Raw genomic sequence first — 14,622 nt, 5'->3', positions numbered from 1 at the left:
GGAGTCCTGCCCGCAGCCGAAGCTCTTCACAGGCTGACCTGGCCCGGCCCGAACGGGCCGCCCCTCCGCAGCGGGTCGGTGCCGCGGGTCTCCAGGCACCAGCCGACGCAGACGTGCTGATCAGGGACGGAGTCGAGCAGACTGTCGCAGTGGATTCAGGTATCGCAGCAATCTTGGGGGCGGCTGTGGGTGCGTTGGGCACCGGTGGTGCGGCCTTTGTTACGGGGCTCTGGGGAGCCAAGGCTACGCAGCGCCAGCTGGAGGCACAGGACGTGCAGGCGCGGCGGCAGTTGCGGGTCGAGCACATACGGGAGCGTCGGGAGCCGCGCAGTAAGGCGTACGCGGACTTCGAATTCATCGCCAAGATGCAGGACTTCGCCGAGGCCGCACGGCTGGTGCTGGACGAGGAGGGGACCGATCCGGCGGCGCGGCCGCGGCCAGGGGGGCTCAGCCGCTGAGGCCCAGCTCGCCCGCGCGCAGCCCGGCCTGGAAGCGGGAGCCCGCTTCGAGGGTGTTGAGCAGGTCGGCGACCCGGCGGCGGTAGGTGCGGAGGGAGGTGCCGAGCTGCCTCGCCGCTCCCTCGTCCGTGGCGTCCGAGCCGCGCGCCACCGGGGGTGTCCAGGCCAGCGAGGATCGCGAAGCGGCGGTCGATGATGATCGTCTCGTGAGGAAGGGCGGTGGCGGCGATCCGCACCTCGGCGCCCTGGCCGACGAGGTCTCTCAGGTGCTCGCGGCTGTGCTCGTCGGCCAGGGCGGCCGGGCCGCACAGCTTGCGGACCTGCTGTGTGCCGCCGTTCCGGGCCTGGTCATGGGCCCGGTTTCGGGCCTGGTTCCGTGCCTTCTCGTGGGCCCGGTTTCGGGCCTGGTCGTGGGCCGCCTGCCGGGCAGCGCCCAGGTGAGCGTAGGTGGAAAGGTCCCGGACGGTGCAGAGGAACTCCTCGCGGATCGAGGAGAAGATGTGCTCGGTGCGGGCGAGGAGTTCCAGGTCACCGCGGATCGTCAGAATCTCTGCCACGGATCCGTTGTGCCCCGCTGGCAGCAAGCTGCCACGGGTTCGCGGCCCAGGCGCCCTGCCGCCGAAGCTGTGCCCATGAGCGATGTTTTCCGCCTCGGCGGCGACCTTCCGATCAACCGCATCGGCTTCGGAGCCATGCGCCTGCCCACGAACAGCTTCTTCGGCCCGGCCCGCGATCCCGAAACCGGTCGTGCCGTCCTGCGCCCACCGTCCGGGCCAACGCCCTGGTCCGCGAGGCCCTCCACCCGTACCCGGCCGACCTGGTCATCGCCACCAAGGTCGGCCCGGTGCACACGCCCGGCCACGGTCTGGGCCCGACCACCGACCCCGCGGTGCTGCGGCCGATGGTCGAGGAGAACCTGGAAACCCTCGGGGTGGACCGCCTCGACCTGGTCAATCTGCGCGTCGGCCTCATGGAACCACCGCACGGCGAGTCCATCGCCGAACGCTTCGAGGCGCTGGCCGCGATGCGCGAGGAGGGGCCGATCCGCCACCTCGGTCTGAGCAACATCGACGCCGGTCACCTCGCGGAGGCCCGTACGATCGCGCCCGTCGCGTCCGTGCAGAACCACTTCCACGCCGGTAACCGCGATGACGCCGAGGTCCTGGCCGCCTGCGAGGAGGCGGGCATCAGTTACGTGCCGTTCTTCCCGCTGGGCGGCGGCATCAGTGATCTCTCCGGTGACCGCATGGCCAAGGTCGCGGAGCGGCACGGCGCCACGGTGCCGCAGATCGCCCTGGCCTGGCTGCTCGCCTCCTCCCCCGTCACCCTGGCCATTCCCGGCACCGGCTCCCTCAGCCACCTGGAGGAGAACATGGGCGCGGGGTCGATGACCCTCACCCCGGAGGATCTCTCCGACCTTGCCTGATGCGACCGGTAATGCTTCGGAACTTTTCGAGATTCTTTCCGGAACGCTGTTGACTGTTGACGTGAGCAGATCAAAACTGCGCACATGAAGGACACTCTGGCAAGTCGCAGACACGGCCGATTAGGGCCGCTCAGCCGTTTCAGGCTGCTCATCAGCGCGGCCTGTACGACGGTCCTGGTCACCGTGGCCGCGGTGGCCCTGCCCGGTACCGCCCATGCCGACACGGTCATCACCACGAACCAGACCGGCACCAACAACGGCTACTACTACTCGTTCTGGACGGACGCCCAGGGCACCGTCTCCATGAACCTGGCCTCCGGCGGCAGCTACAGCACGTCGTGGCGCAACACCGGGAACTTCGTCGCGGGCAAGGGCTGGAGCAACGGCGGACGCAGGAGCGTGACCTACTCGGGCACGTTCAACCCGTCCGGCAACGCCTACCTGGCCCTCTACGGTTGGACGTCGAACCCGCTCGTCGAGTACTACGTCGTCGACAACTGGGGCACGTACCGGCCCACGGGGACGTACAAGGGCACCGTCACCAGCGACGGCGGTACGTACGACATCTACAAGACGACGCGGTACAACGCGCCGTCCGTCGAAGGCACGCGCACCTTCGACCAATACTGGAGCGTCCGGCAGTCGAAGCGGACGGGCGGGACCATCACCACCGGCAACCACTTCGACGCCTGGGCCCGCGCCGGAATGCCGCTGGGCAGCTTCAAGTACTACATGATCCTCGCGACCGAGGGCTACCAGAGCAGCGGAAGCTCCAACATCACGGTGAAGTAGCACGAGCTGACGAGGACGGCTCCCCATGAGAATCAGACCGCGTCTCGCGTTACTGGCCGTCGTCGCGATGGCCGCCGCGGGCACCCTCACCACCACCACCCACGCTGCTGCGGCCTGCGCCGGGTACGTCGGGCTCACCTTCGACGACGGTCCGTCCGGCAACGCGCCCGCCCTGCTCAACGCGCTCAAGCAGAGCGGGCTGCGGGCCACGATGTTCAATACGGGGCAGAACGCCGCCGCCAGCCCGGCCCAGGTGCGGGCCCAGGTCAGCGCCGGGATGTGGGTCGCCAACCACAGCTACACCCACCCCCACCTGACCCAGTTGAGTCAGGCGCAGATCGACGCGGAGATCTCCCGGACGCAAACGGCCATCGCGGGCGCGGGCGGCGGCACGCCGAAGCTGTTCCGGCCGCCGTACGGGGAGACCAACGCGACGGTGAAGTCGGTCGCGGCCAGGTACGGCCTGACCCAGATCATCTGGGACGTCGACTCGCAGGACTGGAACAACGCCAGTACGGACGCGATCGTGCAGGCCGCGGGCCGACTCACCAACGGCCAGGTCATCCTCATGCACGACGGGCCCGCCAACACCCGTGCCGCGATCCCCCGCATCGCCCAGGGGCTGGCCGCTCGCGGCCTCTGCGCCGGGATGATCTCTCCGCAGACCGGCCGCGCCGTGGCCCCCAACTTGTAGGCAGGGGGAAAGTCAGGTGTTCAGAGCGGCTATCAGCGCCTTCGTCACCTCCTCCGTCGTCGCGGTGCCGCCCAGGTCGCGGGGGAGGATGCCCGCGGCCGTCGTCGCCTCGATGGCCTGGCGGAGGCGGGCCGCGGCGGCGGGGAGGCCGAAGTGGTCCAGCATGAGGGCCGCGCTGCCGACCGCGCCGATGGGGTTGGCCAGGCCCTGGCCCGCGATGTCCGGGGCGGAGCCGTGGACCGGTTCGAACATGCTGGGGAAGCGGCGTTCGGGGTTGAGGTTGGCACTGGCGGCCAGGCCCAGGCTGCCCGCCAGCGCGCTGCCGAGGTCGGAGAGGATGTCGGCGTTGAGGTTGGAGGCGACGACGACCGACAGGTCCTCGGGGTGGAGGACGAACTTCGCGGACATAGCGTCCACGAGGACGCTCTCGGTCTCCACGTCCGGGTAGTCGGCGGCGACGCGCCGGAAGACGTCGTCCCACAGGACCATGCCGTACTGCTGCGCGTTGCTCTTGGTGACGGACGAGACCTTGCGGCGGGTGCGGGTGCGGGCCAGGTCGAAGGCGAAGCGGATGATGCGTTCGCAGCCGACCTCGGTGAACAGGGACGACTGGACGGCGACTTCGCCGCCCGGGCCACGGCCGGAGAGGTTGCGGCCGCCGAGCCCCGCGTACTCGCCCTCGCTGTTCTCGCGGACGACGACCCAGTCCAGCTCGGTGTCGTCGGCCTTGCGCAGCGGGCTCTGGACGCCGGGCAGGAACTGCACGGGGCGGACGTTGGCCCACTGGTCGAAGTTCTGGCAGATCTTCAGGCGCAGGCCCCACAGGCTGATGTGATCGGGGACGGTCGGCCAGCCGACCGCGCCGAAGTAGAGGGCGTCGAAGTCCTTGAGGCGGTCCAGGCCGTCGTCGTCGATCATCTTGCCGGTGCGCTCGTAGTACCCGCAGCCCCAGGGGAACTCCTCCCAGGCGAGGGCGAAGGCCTCGTCGGTGTTCAGGGAGTTACGGGAGTCCTCGGCCAGCGCGTCCAGGACGGCGCGCCCCGCGGCGACGACTTCCTTGCCCACACCGTCGGCGGGGATGGCGGCGATACGGAACGTACGGGGGGCGGCGGTCATGAGTGCCTCCGGCTCGCTGTGGTGGGTCGGGCCCCGAGGGGACGGTTCGAGTCAACACAGGGCGGTCGTGGCGCGTCCAAGACCTGGTTTCGATGCGACGTATAGGTGTGGCCGATGGATCGGGCGTCAGGCCGGGCGGGCAGTACCCCGCGCCCGCTGGGCGGCCAGCGCGCCGGTGAGGGCGAGGAGGGCCCGGGCCGCCGGGGTGAGGTGCGCGGGCAGGCTGACCATCGCCACGTGCAGGTGCGCGGTCGGTTCGAGGGGCGCCACCGCCGCGCCGCAGCGCCGGGCGAGCCGGGTCCAGGAGGAAGGCAGGACGGCGGCCCCGACCCCGGTGAGGACCAGCGGCAGGATCGATGTCCGGTGATCGACGATGGTCACGATCTGCGTGCCGGTGCCGCCCGCGGTCGCCGTGATGTCGTCGACGATGCTGCGCATCAGGCTGCCGGTGCGGGAGGCGATGAGTTTGTGGCCCGCCAGGTCCCCGGGCCGGAGCGTGACCCCGTCCTCGATGGCCCCGCCGGGCGCGGCGACGACGACGAACGGCTGGTCCTCGACGTGCAGGACGTCCAGCCCGGACGGGTTCACGGGGCTCGCCGAGCCCAGCAGGCCCAGTTCGCAGGCGCCGCTGCGCACCAGGGACAGGACCTCGTCCGGGGTGAACGCGGCCTGGGTGCTCACCGTCACGGACGGGTGCAGCTCGGCGAAGCGGTGGATGAGGGTGGTGAGCGGTTCGATGCCGGGCGAGGGCATGGTGGCGACCTCGACGGTGCCGCCCTGCAGCCCGGCGAGCCCGGCGGCCGTGTCGCGTACGGCGGCCAGGTCCCGCAGCACGCGGCGGCTGGGCTCCAGCAGCTCCGCCCCGGCCTCGCTGAGGACGACGCCCCGGCCGACGCGGTGGAACAGGGCCACCCCGAGGTCGGCCTCCAGGGTCGCCATGGCCTGCGACAGCGACGGCTGGGCCACGTGCAGCGCGGCGGCCGCCTTGCTGAAGCCGCCGTGTTCGACGATGGCCAGGAAGTACTCGAGCTGCCGCGCGTCCACGGTGCCTCCCCGGGCGACGGATCTGGGCTGCGGCTGCGACAGCGGTGGCTGCTGCGCCTGCTGCGGCCGTTGCCGGGTCAACCTATCCCTCGCCCTCGGGTCGTTACGACGGACCGGAAGTGGGTCGCGGTCCGTTCGGCGGGCAGTGTGCGCCGGCCCGCTACGGCGTGCACCGGTACGCCCTGCCGGCGGGACCGCGCGGCGAGCGCCGCCGCCGGGCCGCGGACGAGGGCGCCGAGGGCGGCGTCCAGTTCGCGTACGTCGCTCGCGGTCGCCCTTCTGGGGACCGTAGACGGCGGCCGCGCCCATCGGCCCGAGCAGCGGGTTGTCCACATCGGTGGCGAGGACGAGGTCGACACCGGCCAGCGCGGTACCGGCTGCGGCGAGGTCGGCCGTACGGAGGTCCGCGAGCCCCCGGCCACCGGGGCCGATCGGCGTGCCGTCCTCACGGGGCCAGCACCGCGCCGAGGGACTGCGGCAGGCCCGCGCCGCCGTCGGTGGTGGCCACGCCGCCGAGGGCGAGGACGACCGTGTCCGCTCCGCCCGCCAGCGCGTGCCGGACGGTCTGGCCGACGCCTGAGCTGGTGGCGGTGAGCGGTGCCGTACGGCCACGGGAACCGGCATGCGTACGGCCACGGGAACCGGCACGCTTGGCGGCCACCGGTACGGGCACGGGCGTCCACCGCCACGCGCGCCGTGACCGGCAGTCCGGTCGGACCGGTCACCGTGACCGTCTCGGGCGTGAACCGCCCCCGCAGGCGGCGGCCACGCTCCCCTCTCCCCCGTCCGCGGCCGCGAGTCGGCGGGTCCGGGCGCACGGGCGATGTCGTCAGCGGTGAGGAAGCCCTTGAACTTGCCCGGGGCGATCAGCACGGACACCATCAGGGGGCCACCTCGGCGGTGTGCGCGGCGGGCGCCACGGCCGTCGGCGCCGTGGGCCTTACGGGTCGCGCCTCCGTCGGTGGCTCACCGCCCTTCCCCGCCAGCACCTTGCGCGCCCGCGCCACGTCCAGGCCGTTCTCCCAGCGGGCGACGAACAGGGTGGCGACGGCGTTGCCGAAGAAGTTCACCAGCGCCCGGCACTCCGACATGAACTTGTCGATGCCGAAGATGAGCATGATGCCCGCCGCGGGGACGTGCCCCGCCGTCGACAGGGTCGCGGTGAGCGCGATGAAGCCACCGCCCGCGACGCCCGCCGCGCCCTTGGACGTCAGCAACATCACGGCGAGCAGCCCGAGTTGCTGCGGAATGGACAGCGGCGTGTCCGTGGCCTGCGCGATGTAGAGGGTGGCGAGGGAGAGGTAGATCGCCGCGCCGTCGAGGTTGAAGCTGTAGCCGGTCGGGACGACCAGACCGACCGTGGACCGCTCGACGCCCATGAACTGCAGCTTCCGCATCAGCCCCGGCAGGGCGGGCTCGGCGGTCGACGTGCCCAGGATCAGGAAGAACTCCTCCTTGAAGTAGCGGATGAGCTGGAAGATGTTCAGCCGTACGTACGCGGCGAGCACACCGCCCAGCACCACCACGACGAACAGGGCGGAGGTGACGTAGAAGAGCAGAATCAGCGAACCGAGGCTGGTCAGCGTGGACAGGCCGAACTTCCCGATGGCGTACGACATCGCGCCGAACGCGCCGAGCGGCGCGGCCTTCATGACGAACGACAGCACCTTGAAGACGACCTCGGTCAGCCGGTGGACACCCGCGATGACCGGCTCGCCGACCTGCCCGACCGACTTCAGCGCGATCCCGAAGATCACCGCCAGGAAGATCACTTGGAGGATGTCGCCCTCGACGAACGGCCCGAAGAAGCTGCCCGGCACGATGTTCGTCAGGAACTCCCACCAGTGCTGGTGCGCGCCCTGCTCGATGTACTGGCCCGCGTCGCCCGAGGTGTCCAGCGTCGACGGATCGGCGTGTACGCCGTCGCCGAGCCGGAAGATGTTGATGGCGACCAGGCCCGTGAGCAGGGCGACGATCGTGCCGACCTGGAAGTAGGTCAGCGCCTTGATCCCGGTGAGGCCGACCTTCTTCAGATCGGCGACTCCGGCGATGCCGCCGATGATGGTCAGGAACACGATCGGTCCGATCAGCATCTTCATCGCGGTGATGAAGGTCGTGCCGATCGGCTCCATGTCCGTGGCCAGGTCCGGCCATCGCCAGCCCAGGACGATGCCGATCACGATCGCCACCAGCACCTGGATGTACAACTGCCGGTACCACGGCTTCGCCGCGGCGCGCTCCGGGGCCGGTGAGGTCGGTGGGGTCGGGGTCGCGGCTCGCTCTGGGTCCGGGGTATGCGTCATTGCGGCCTCCCTGATCGCGCGATACCGAGCCCGATCGGTCCGCGCCAGCTTGCGCCACAGTGAACCGGGACACAGCTCAGGGGGTCCACGACCAAAAATCGATGCCCCGTATAGGCGGGGCCTATCTTTCCCACACCCCAACGCCGAAGGCGGCGCCACCGAGTGAACCCGTGACGCCGCCTTGTCGAGCGGGCGCTATCCCGTGGGGGCTGTCAATACCTGATCTCCGAGCCGACGCGGAGATGTGCGAAATCCGTGCTGGACGCGTGGTGCGGTGGTCATACGTCAGAACGGTTCCGCATCAGAACAACTCGACCTGATAGCCCGCCTTGTAAACGCCCACAGCGCCACCCTGAGTGCCAGGACACTTGCGCGTGGACCAGTCACCGCTCGTGCCCATCCGCCACGGGCCGCAGAAGACGGCCTTCACACCCCGGGTGTCGATGCAGGTGACCTTTACCCGATACCGGTCCAACCGCGCCAGGTCGGCGCACTTGGCAGACGCGGCGGTCTCCGTGCGCAGCCGCGATGGCCGCGATGGAGCCGACTTTGCTCCTCGTTCAGAATCCCCCGTTTTCAATTTTCAGGCTGAGCCTGTTTTTGCGGTCGCGGAACTTTGTACATGCGCCTGTTCGCCGGGCGCAAGGGGTTTACGTCACCCCATCGCAGGGGCACCGGACTCCCTCCATTTCGGACAAAATCCCATCTTTGCGTCGCCATCAAGGACCAAGCGGAACTGCCTTGCCGACACCCTGACTTCACCCATGACGTCTGATAGCTTTCCCGCCAAGCACGATCACTTTGATCACGCGAAAACGGGGAGCAATTTTGAGGTTCAAGACCATCGGTGTGGCTGTCGTCGCGTCACTCGCAGTATTCGGGGGAACCCAATCGGCATCCGCTGCCGACTGGCTCACCGCGAAGGCGCCCACCTACAAGTCCGGAAAGGTCACGGCAAAGGCGACCATGCTCGGCCCGCAGCCGGCGGGCACGAAACTGTGCGTGTCCCTCCTGGTGGCCCACCCCTACTACCCCGACATCGAGGTGGCCAAGAAGTGCAAAACGACTCAGGCCGGGTCCGTGAGCGTCACCGCCAAGGTCGGCACCTGCGGTAAGTACTCGAGTTTTGCCAGCGCCAAGGGGGGCAGCTCGGGGAAGTCCACGATTCGCAAGTCGAATGCGGCGATTTACTGCAAGTAAGTAGCAGCGGTCGGCAGGCCCCCGTCTCGGCGGGGGCCTGCCGCCATGCGGCCCCCGGCGCCCCGGCACCCCCTGGCAGCCTCACGTTTGAAAAATATGTAGACCGGTCTATTGTGCAGTCATGACGGGAACCAAGGGAGCCATGACCAGCGCACGGCTGGCAGAGTCGATGCTCGAACTGATCCAGCGGCACGGCTACAGCGGCACGGGGCTCAACACGGTGGTGGAGCACTCGGGCGCGCCCAAGGGGTCGCTGTACTTCCACTTCCCCCAGGGGAAGGAGGCGCTCGGGGAGAAGGCCGTCGAGCTCGCGGCCGCGCAATTCGGCTCTCTCATCGCCGACTCGGCGCTGGAATCCGCCACGCCGGGCGAGGTGGTGCGCCGCGTGATGGACACCCTGGCCGGGATGCTCGCCGACAGCGACTTCCGTCTCGGATGCCCGGTCTCGGTGGTGACGTTGGAGATGGGCGCGCAGAGCGAGCGGCTACGGGACGCCTGCGCGAACGCCTTCACGTCGTGGATCGAGCCCGTGACCGAGTACCTCGTCGCGCACGGCCGGCCTCGTACCGACGCCCGCGCCATGGCGACCGCCGTGGTCAGCATGGTGGAGGGAGCGATGATCGTGTCGCGTGCCCAGCGGTCCACCGAGCCGCTGCACTGCGCCGCCCAGGCGCTCGCCGTGCTGCTGGACGAGGGTGACGAGGGTGCGGAGGCGTCGGCATGAGCGCGGTCGGGGACCGGCACGACCGGCACGCACTGGTGCTGGGCGCGACCGGCTTCCTCGGACGCCACCTGGTCCTCGCGCTCGGCCGGGCCGGGGTCCGGGTGAGCGCCGCCAGCCGGAGCCATGAGTCCTACCGGCGGCTCGTCCGGTGGCTGGCCGAGCACGGGCACGGCGAGGCCCCGGCCGATCTCCGGGTCGATTTCGCGGAGCTGTCGCTGATCCAGGGCGCGTGCGACGACGTCACAGAGATCTACAACTGCGCCGGTGCCTACCGGTTCGGAATGTCGGCGGACGATGCCCGCCGCGCCAACGTCGACAGCGTCCGCGCCGTCGTCGCCTTCGCGGCGCGATTGCCGCGCCTGCGGCGCCTGGTGCACGTCTCCGGGTACCGGGTGGGCGGACAGGACCCGGCCGCCTGGAGCGAAGAGCGGCGATCGGCGGCCTACCGGGCCCTCGGCCCTTACGAGGCGTCCAAGGCCGAGGCGGACGCCGTCTTCCAGGCCACGGCGGACCAGCTGGGCGTCCCCTGGTCCATCGTCAGCCCGGCCACCGTGATCGGTGACAGCGTCACCGGCGAATCCGACCAGTACGTGGGGCTCGCGTCGAGCGTGAAGGACCTCTGGCGGGGCTCCCTCGCTGCGCTGCCGGGGAACGCGTCCACGTTCGTACCGGTGGTAACGGCCGACTACCTCGCCCGGTTCATGACCCTGCTTCCGATCGACGACGCCGCCGAGCGCACCTCGTACTGGCTGCTGGATGACGCCACGCCCCCACTCCCCCGCCTGCTCACGCTCATCGCGGAGCACTACCGGATCAAGGCGCCCCGGGTGCGGATTCCCGTATCCCTGGTGAAGCGGCTGCCCCGGCGGCTCACCAAGGCCGACCCGGAGACCCTGACCTTCCTGTCGAGCGACCGCTACCCCACCGAGTCGGCGCATGCCTTCGCCGCTCGCCACGGTCTGGCCATGCCGGACGCCGTCACGACGATCCGCCGCTGGGCCGACCACCTCGCGGCGCACCGCTTCGGGGACGCCCCGGTGGCCCCGGCGGGCGACAGGCGGTTCACCGCGCCGGGCGGGGTACGGACGTTTCAGCTCGGCGAGCCGGACGCCCCCACGGTGGTGATGCCGGGCCTGCCGGTCAACGCCGACACCTGGGCGCCGGTCGTCACTTCCGTCGGCCGCGTCCGCGCCGTCGACCTGCCCGGGCTGGGGTTGAGCGGCGGATGCCGCGACGACTGGCCGGCCTGGCTGACCGCGCTGGTGACCGGGACCGGCGCCCGTCACCTGGTGGGCCACTCCATCGGCGCCGCGGCCGCCGTCGAGGCCGCAGCCGCCCACCCCGCAGCGGTGGAGCAACTCACGCTCGTAGCCCCGTACTTCCTCCAGGCGCGCCCGGCACTCACCACCCGGTGGGCGCCCCTGACCCGCCCGTACCTGAGCCACGTGTCCCCCGAGGCGCTGGCCAAGCGCCTCACCGGCGACCCGGCGCACGCGGCCGCCCTGCGATCGAGCGTGGCGGACCTCCACCGCGGCACCGTTGCGGCGAATGTCTCCCGTCTCCTGGCCGCCGCCGCGAAGCCGCGGTGGCGGTCGGCCCTCCGGGCCAAGCTGCGGCGCTACCCGGGCCGGGTGCACGTCATCGTGGGCTCCGACGATCCGCTCACCCCCGAGGGCCAGACCCTGCTGGACGCGCTGCCCCGCGCCCGCGTCACGGTGGTCGACGGCGCGGGCCACCACCTGCAGCTGACCCACCCGGCGGAGGTGGCCCGGGCCATCGGCGCGCAGACCGGCCCCGGACTCGCCCGGGAAGGGGCCGAAGCGGTCAGCCCGCCGCCTTGGCGATGATGCCGTCCATCTCCTGCCGGTCGAAGGCGCGCAGGGTCGTGCAGCGGACGTTGCCCAGGCCGCTGAGCTGCAGGGAAGCCGCGGTGGCGGTTTCGTCGTCGGGGGCGTCGATGGTGTAGATGACGTCGTACGGGCCGACGGTCCAGTGGAAGTCCAGGAGCTTCACCCCGAGCTTGTCCAGCGCCGCCCCGAAGGCCTCGTAGCGCTTCGCGGTGTCGCGGTAGGCGCGGACACCCTGATCGGTCCAGTTCAGCATGGTGATGTAGGTGGGCATGGCCCTCACCTCCTCATGTCAATTCTGAAGAGGTCTGGGCACAGGCGCACGTCATAGAGAAGCGGCCGACACCGGCCACCTCCGGCCCGGCGGGGGCCTCAGCGTCGGCCGCCCGCCGGTACGACATCAGGCCCCGTGCGCTTGCTCCTCCGGAGCGCACTCCGCCCAGACGGTCTTGCCGACCGGTACGCGGGGAGTCGTGCCCCAGCGCGTGGCGAGCCTGTCGACCAGGAGTAGCCCGCGGCCCGTTTCGTCATCGGGCGAGGTGGTCGTCGGCCTGAGGGGTAGACGGTCGTCGCAGGTGTCCGAGACCTCGATGCGGATCGTCTGCGTCGGCGCTTGGCGCAGGGTGAGGTGAAGGCGGAAGTCCCGCCCGGGGACGCGCCCGTGGCGTACGGCGTTGGCTGCCAGCTCCGCCACCAGCAGGGCCACCGTGCAGGACGCGTCCGAAGCGGGCGGGTAGCCCCACTCCTCCATGTGCCGTACGGCGCCCCGCCGGGCGAGCCGCGCCCCGCGGGGCGTCGAGGGGAACTGCAGTTGGAGGAGCGCATCGTCGCCCGGCTCGGACGGCAACAGCGGCTGCACTCGCCGGACCGGCCTGAGCTGTGGGTCGTCCTGGACGAGGCGGTGTTGAGACGTCCGGTCGGTGGCCGGGCTGTCATGAGGGAGCAGTTGGTCCGGCTGCTGGAGGCAGCCATGGAGCCCCACGTCACCGTGCAGGTACTGCCGTTCGATCAAGGCGAGCACGACGTGATGGGCGGCTCTCTGACCGTGCTCACGGCCCCGGACGACTCGGATGTGGCCTACACCGAGGGCGCCCACTACGGCCAACTCATCGAAGAACCAGACGACGTGAAGCGCTTCGCCCTGTCCTACGATCGGCTGCGGGCAGCATCCCTGCCCCCGCTCATGTCGCTCGACATGATCCGATCCGTGATGGAGGGCTATCACCGTGGAGCGAGTGTCCCGTCCCGATCTGAACGACGCCGCCTGGCGCAAGAGCAGCTACAGCAACCAGGAGGGTGGCAACTGCGTGGAGGTGGCCGACGGCATCCCCGGCGTCGTCCCCGTCCGTGACAGCAAGCGGCCCGATGGTCCGGTGCTGGTCTTCCCTGCGGGCTCCTGGGCTTCCTTCATCGGCGAGTTGAAGGCCGACGACCGGCTCTGAGCCTGCCGGGTACCGGTCGCAGTCGGTCTTCCGGGCCCACCGGGCCCTCGTACGCAGGGGTCCGGTGGGCCACGAACTCCCCCAAAGAACCGGGGTAAAGAACTCCCGCCCACCCACCCTCCCGCTGCGATCACTCGTACGGGTGACCGGCTTGCGGTGGCCACATGGCGGTCGTTACGTTCGCCGCAACACAACCGCAAAACGACGGCCCCCGCCGGGACGGCAATCCCGATCGAGGGCCTGACCGATCAGGAAGAAGTAGCTTCCCGATGGCTGAGCCGCAGTCTAACGCGCATGCGCGCGCTGACGCCGGAGCACCGACCTCCGGCGTGATCCACATCCGCACCCGCCTCACCGCCGACTTCACCGTCATCGCCAACGCCCTCGCGCAGCGACGCGGCAGCGCGGTCACCGTTGGCGTCGCGGCCTACATCCTGTCGCTGCCTGATGGCGCGGCCGTCAGCATCGCCGCGCTGTGCGAGCACTTCACCGAGGGCGAGATCCTGATCTCGCGGGCGCTGCGGGAGCTGGAGTCCGCCGGATACCTGGTGCGGCGGCGTGAACGCGGACCCGGCGGGGTGATCCGTACCCGGACGTACTTCTACGACGTACCGGGCGGCGGATCGCCCACCCCGCCGCCCGCCGCACGTCCAGCGACACCGGCACCCGCACAAGCACCGGCACCGGCACCGGCACCGGCACCGGCACCCGCGCCTGCCCCGGAGCCCGTTCCCGAGGCCGACGCACGGGCCGTCGCCATCCTGGCCTCGCTGCGCCTCGCCGATCCCCGGCTCATCCTGTCCCGCCGCGAGGCCGCCGACCTCGCACCCGCCGTCAGCGAATGGCTCGCCGCCGGAGTGGGGCCCGCGCAGATCACCGTCGCACTCACCAGCCGGCTCCCCGACCAGCTGCGGACCCGCCCCGCCCGCATCCTCGCGTTCCGCCTCAGCGAACCGCCCCTCCCCGCGCCCGCGCGAGCCGCCGCCACCCCCAAGGCACCGCCCGCCCTCCCCTGGCGGAACTGCGACGGCTGCGAACGCGCCTTCCGCGCGGCCGAACCCGGTCGGCACTGCCGCGACTGCCGAGTCGACTCAGGGCTGCGGGACCCGGCGCCGGAGACAATGGTGGCGTGACCGATCCTGTCGAAAGTGCCTGGCGCCGGCTGTTGCAGACCGCGGGAGAACCCGTCAGGCCAATAGGTTCACCGCTCCTGGGTCCCTTCAGCGAGCTCGTGCGGGCCGCCTACGCGCAGCCGCTGTTGCGGCAGCTCTATCCGTGGACGGGGATGTGGGAGCTGCACTTCAGTCGCTGCACGGAGCCGCGTTACACCTGGGACATTCCGTACGTGGCTCCTTCGTACGACGGCCGGTACCGGGTCGACGGTCCGTCCAGAAGTGAGGGCGTCGGTGAGGTCGGGAGCGTGGACGAGGCCTTGGCCATGGTGATCGAGCGGCTGCCGCCGGGCTGCGGTCCGGCCTTCGTCGGCACCCCGTCGGAGCTTGCGGCGTTGGAGAGGGCGCGGGAATAGCTGCGGGCAAAGGTCGCCGGTGGGCGGCTCGTTGGGCCACCCACCGGC

At 70.7% G+C, this 14,622-nt stretch carries 16 protein-coding genes and 3 pseudogenes; 11 read left to right on the top strand and 8 right to left on the bottom strand.

The annotated features are described in order from the left end of the window. The first annotated feature begins 272 nt into the window (after window positions 1–272). The gene (locus ACZ6CL_RS00205; RefSeq protein ID WP_468929186.1) at window positions 273–458 is read left to right on the top strand and encodes a hypothetical protein; all 186 of its coding nucleotides are present in this window, start codon (window positions 273–275) and stop codon (window positions 456–458) included. Here ACZ6CL_RS00205 and ACZ6CL_RS00200 read toward each other — a convergent pair. After that, window positions 448–609, bottom strand: a complete 162-nt coding sequence (locus ACZ6CL_RS00200) for a hypothetical protein (RefSeq protein WP_468929183.1) — start codon at window positions 607–609, stop codon at window positions 448–450. The two genes, ACZ6CL_RS00205 and ACZ6CL_RS00200, sit on opposite strands and share 11 nt — an antisense overlap. Window positions 610–1,090: 481 nt before the next feature. On the opposite strand from ACZ6CL_RS00200, the pseudogene ACZ6CL_RS00195 reads away from it, so the two are divergent. The 3 genes and pseudogenes from ACZ6CL_RS00195 (at window position 1,091) to ACZ6CL_RS00185 (ending at window position 3,370) form a co-directional block, all read left to right on the top strand. Next, window positions 1,091–1,884, top strand: a pseudogene (locus tag ACZ6CL_RS00195) (aldo/keto reductase). Window positions 1,885–1,968: 84 nt separating this feature from the next. Next, entirely contained in the window at window positions 1,969–2,676 is a 708-nt protein-coding gene (locus ACZ6CL_RS00190) for a glycoside hydrolase family 11 protein (RefSeq protein ID WP_468929181.1), read from the top strand. Window positions 2,677–2,701: 25 nt separating this feature from the next. Beyond that, window positions 2,702–3,370 carry a polysaccharide deacetylase family protein gene (locus ACZ6CL_RS00185; protein WP_468929178.1) on the top strand — a complete coding sequence of 223 codons (669 nt, stop codon included), beginning with the start codon at window positions 2,702–2,704 and terminating at the stop codon, window positions 3,368–3,370. A gap of 12 nt (window positions 3,371–3,382) precedes the next feature. Here the strand turns inward: ACZ6CL_RS00185 and ACZ6CL_RS00180 are convergent, their stop codons facing one another. The 5 genes and pseudogenes from ACZ6CL_RS00180 to dctA all read right to left on the bottom strand — a co-directional run bounded on the left by ACZ6CL_RS00180 (window position 3,383) and on the right by dctA (window position 7,833). Next, window positions 3,383–4,486, bottom strand: coding sequence for a tartrate dehydrogenase (locus tag ACZ6CL_RS00180; RefSeq protein WP_468929176.1), 1,104 nt, complete (start codon window positions 4,484–4,486; stop codon window positions 3,383–3,385). Between the two features lie 126 nt (window positions 4,487–4,612). After that, complete coding sequence (locus tag ACZ6CL_RS00175) at window positions 4,613–5,530, bottom strand: LysR family transcriptional regulator (protein ID WP_468931184.1); 918 nt, start codon at window positions 5,528–5,530, stop codon at window positions 4,613–4,615. A 321-nt stretch (window positions 5,531–5,851) separates the two neighbouring features. Next, a pseudogene (locus tag ACZ6CL_RS00170) lies at window positions 5,852–5,962 on the bottom strand (glycerate kinase); the annotation flags it as partial. A 13-nt stretch (window positions 5,963–5,975) separates the two neighbouring features. Continuing rightward, window positions 5,976–6,203, bottom strand: coding sequence for a glycerate kinase (locus ACZ6CL_RS00165; protein WP_468929173.1), 228 nt, complete (start codon window positions 6,201–6,203; stop codon window positions 5,976–5,978). 208 nt (window positions 6,204–6,411) lie between these two features. Then, window positions 6,412–7,833, bottom strand: coding sequence for a C4-dicarboxylate transporter DctA (gene dctA, locus ACZ6CL_RS00160; RefSeq protein WP_468929170.1), 1,422 nt, complete (start codon window positions 7,831–7,833; stop codon window positions 6,412–6,414). A gap of 828 nt (window positions 7,834–8,661) precedes the next feature. On the opposite strand from dctA, the gene ACZ6CL_RS00155 reads away from it, so the two are divergent. From ACZ6CL_RS00155 to ACZ6CL_RS00145, 3 genes are all read left to right on the top strand, one after another. Then, window positions 8,662–9,033, top strand: coding sequence for a hypothetical protein (locus ACZ6CL_RS00155; RefSeq protein WP_468929167.1), 372 nt, complete (start codon window positions 8,662–8,664; stop codon window positions 9,031–9,033). 121 nt (window positions 9,034–9,154) lie between these two features. Further along, window positions 9,155–9,757, top strand: coding sequence for a TetR/AcrR family transcriptional regulator (locus ACZ6CL_RS00150; protein ID WP_468929165.1), 603 nt, complete (start codon window positions 9,155–9,157; stop codon window positions 9,755–9,757). Beyond that, a complete protein-coding gene (locus ACZ6CL_RS00145; protein WP_468929163.1) occupies window positions 9,754–11,604 on the top strand; it encodes an alpha/beta fold hydrolase in 1,851 nt (616 codons plus the stop codon). The genes ACZ6CL_RS00150 and ACZ6CL_RS00145 overlap by 4 nt, the downstream gene beginning before the upstream one ends. On the opposite strand, the gene ACZ6CL_RS00140 is transcribed toward ACZ6CL_RS00145, so the two are convergent. Both ACZ6CL_RS00140 and ACZ6CL_RS00135 read right to left on the bottom strand, forming a co-directional pair. Next, complete coding sequence (locus ACZ6CL_RS00140; RefSeq protein ID WP_468929161.1) at window positions 11,582–11,878, bottom strand: GYD domain-containing protein; 297 nt, start codon at window positions 11,876–11,878, stop codon at window positions 11,582–11,584. The genes ACZ6CL_RS00145 and ACZ6CL_RS00140 overlap by 23 nt on opposite strands. A gap of 126 nt (window positions 11,879–12,004) precedes the next feature. Beyond that, a complete protein-coding gene (locus ACZ6CL_RS00135; RefSeq protein WP_468929159.1) occupies window positions 12,005–12,463 on the bottom strand; it encodes an ATP-binding protein in 459 nt (152 codons plus the stop codon). Between ACZ6CL_RS00135 and ACZ6CL_RS00130 the strand changes: the two are divergent. The 4 genes and pseudogenes from ACZ6CL_RS00130 to ACZ6CL_RS00115 form a co-directional block, all read left to right on the top strand. Further along, window positions 12,356–12,748, top strand: a pseudogene (locus ACZ6CL_RS00130) (DUF5753 domain-containing protein); the annotation flags it as partial. The gene ACZ6CL_RS00135 and the pseudogene ACZ6CL_RS00130 overlap by 108 nt on opposite strands. Window positions 12,749–12,830: 82 nt before the next feature. Continuing rightward, window positions 12,831–13,046, top strand: a complete 216-nt coding sequence (locus ACZ6CL_RS00125; protein ID WP_468929158.1) for a DUF397 domain-containing protein — start codon at window positions 12,831–12,833, stop codon at window positions 13,044–13,046. A gap of 269 nt (window positions 13,047–13,315) precedes the next feature. Further along, window positions 13,316–14,179: a hypothetical protein gene (locus ACZ6CL_RS00120; RefSeq protein ID WP_468929157.1), complete on the top strand. Its 864-nt coding sequence runs from the start codon at window positions 13,316–13,318 to the stop codon at window positions 14,177–14,179. Beyond that, window positions 14,176–14,574: a DUF6193 family natural product biosynthesis protein gene (locus tag ACZ6CL_RS00115; protein WP_468929154.1), complete on the top strand. Its 399-nt coding sequence runs from the start codon at window positions 14,176–14,178 to the stop codon at window positions 14,572–14,574. The genes ACZ6CL_RS00120 and ACZ6CL_RS00115 overlap by 4 nt, the downstream gene beginning before the upstream one ends. Window positions 14,575–14,622: the final 48 nt, after the last annotated feature.

It is taken from the genome of Streptomyces sp. NPDC041200 (assembly GCF_055591805.1).
Note: the sequence above shows the minus strand (reverse complement) of the source record. Positions and strands in the feature narration are given on the sequence as shown.

Bases quoted from the DNA above. Each gene is read 5' to 3' on its own strand.
- ACZ6CL_RS00190 (WP_468929181.1), top strand. From the start codon at position 1,969: ATGAAGGACACTCTGGCAAGTCGCAGACACGGCCGATTAGGGCCGCTC.
- ACZ6CL_RS00185 (WP_468929178.1), top strand. From the start codon at position 2,702: ATGAGAATCAGACCGCGTCTCGCGTTACTGGCCGTCGTCGCGATGGCC.
- ACZ6CL_RS00180 (WP_468929176.1), bottom strand. From the start codon at position 4,486: ATGACCGCCGCCCCCCGTACGTTCCGTATCGCCGCCATCCCCGCCGAC.
- dctA (WP_468929170.1), bottom strand. From the start codon at position 7,833: ATGACGCATACCCCGGACCCAGAGCGAGCCGCGACCCCGACCCCACCG.
- ACZ6CL_RS00150 (WP_468929165.1), top strand. From the start codon at position 9,155: ATGACGGGAACCAAGGGAGCCATGACCAGCGCACGGCTGGCAGAGTCG.
- ACZ6CL_RS00145 (WP_468929163.1), top strand. From the start codon at position 9,754: ATGAGCGCGGTCGGGGACCGGCACGACCGGCACGCACTGGTGCTGGGC.
- ACZ6CL_RS00140 (WP_468929161.1), bottom strand. From the start codon at position 11,878: ATGCCCACCTACATCACCATGCTGAACTGGACCGATCAGGGTGTCCGC.
- ACZ6CL_RS00120 (WP_468929157.1), top strand. From the start codon at position 13,316: ATGGCTGAGCCGCAGTCTAACGCGCATGCGCGCGCTGACGCCGGAGCA.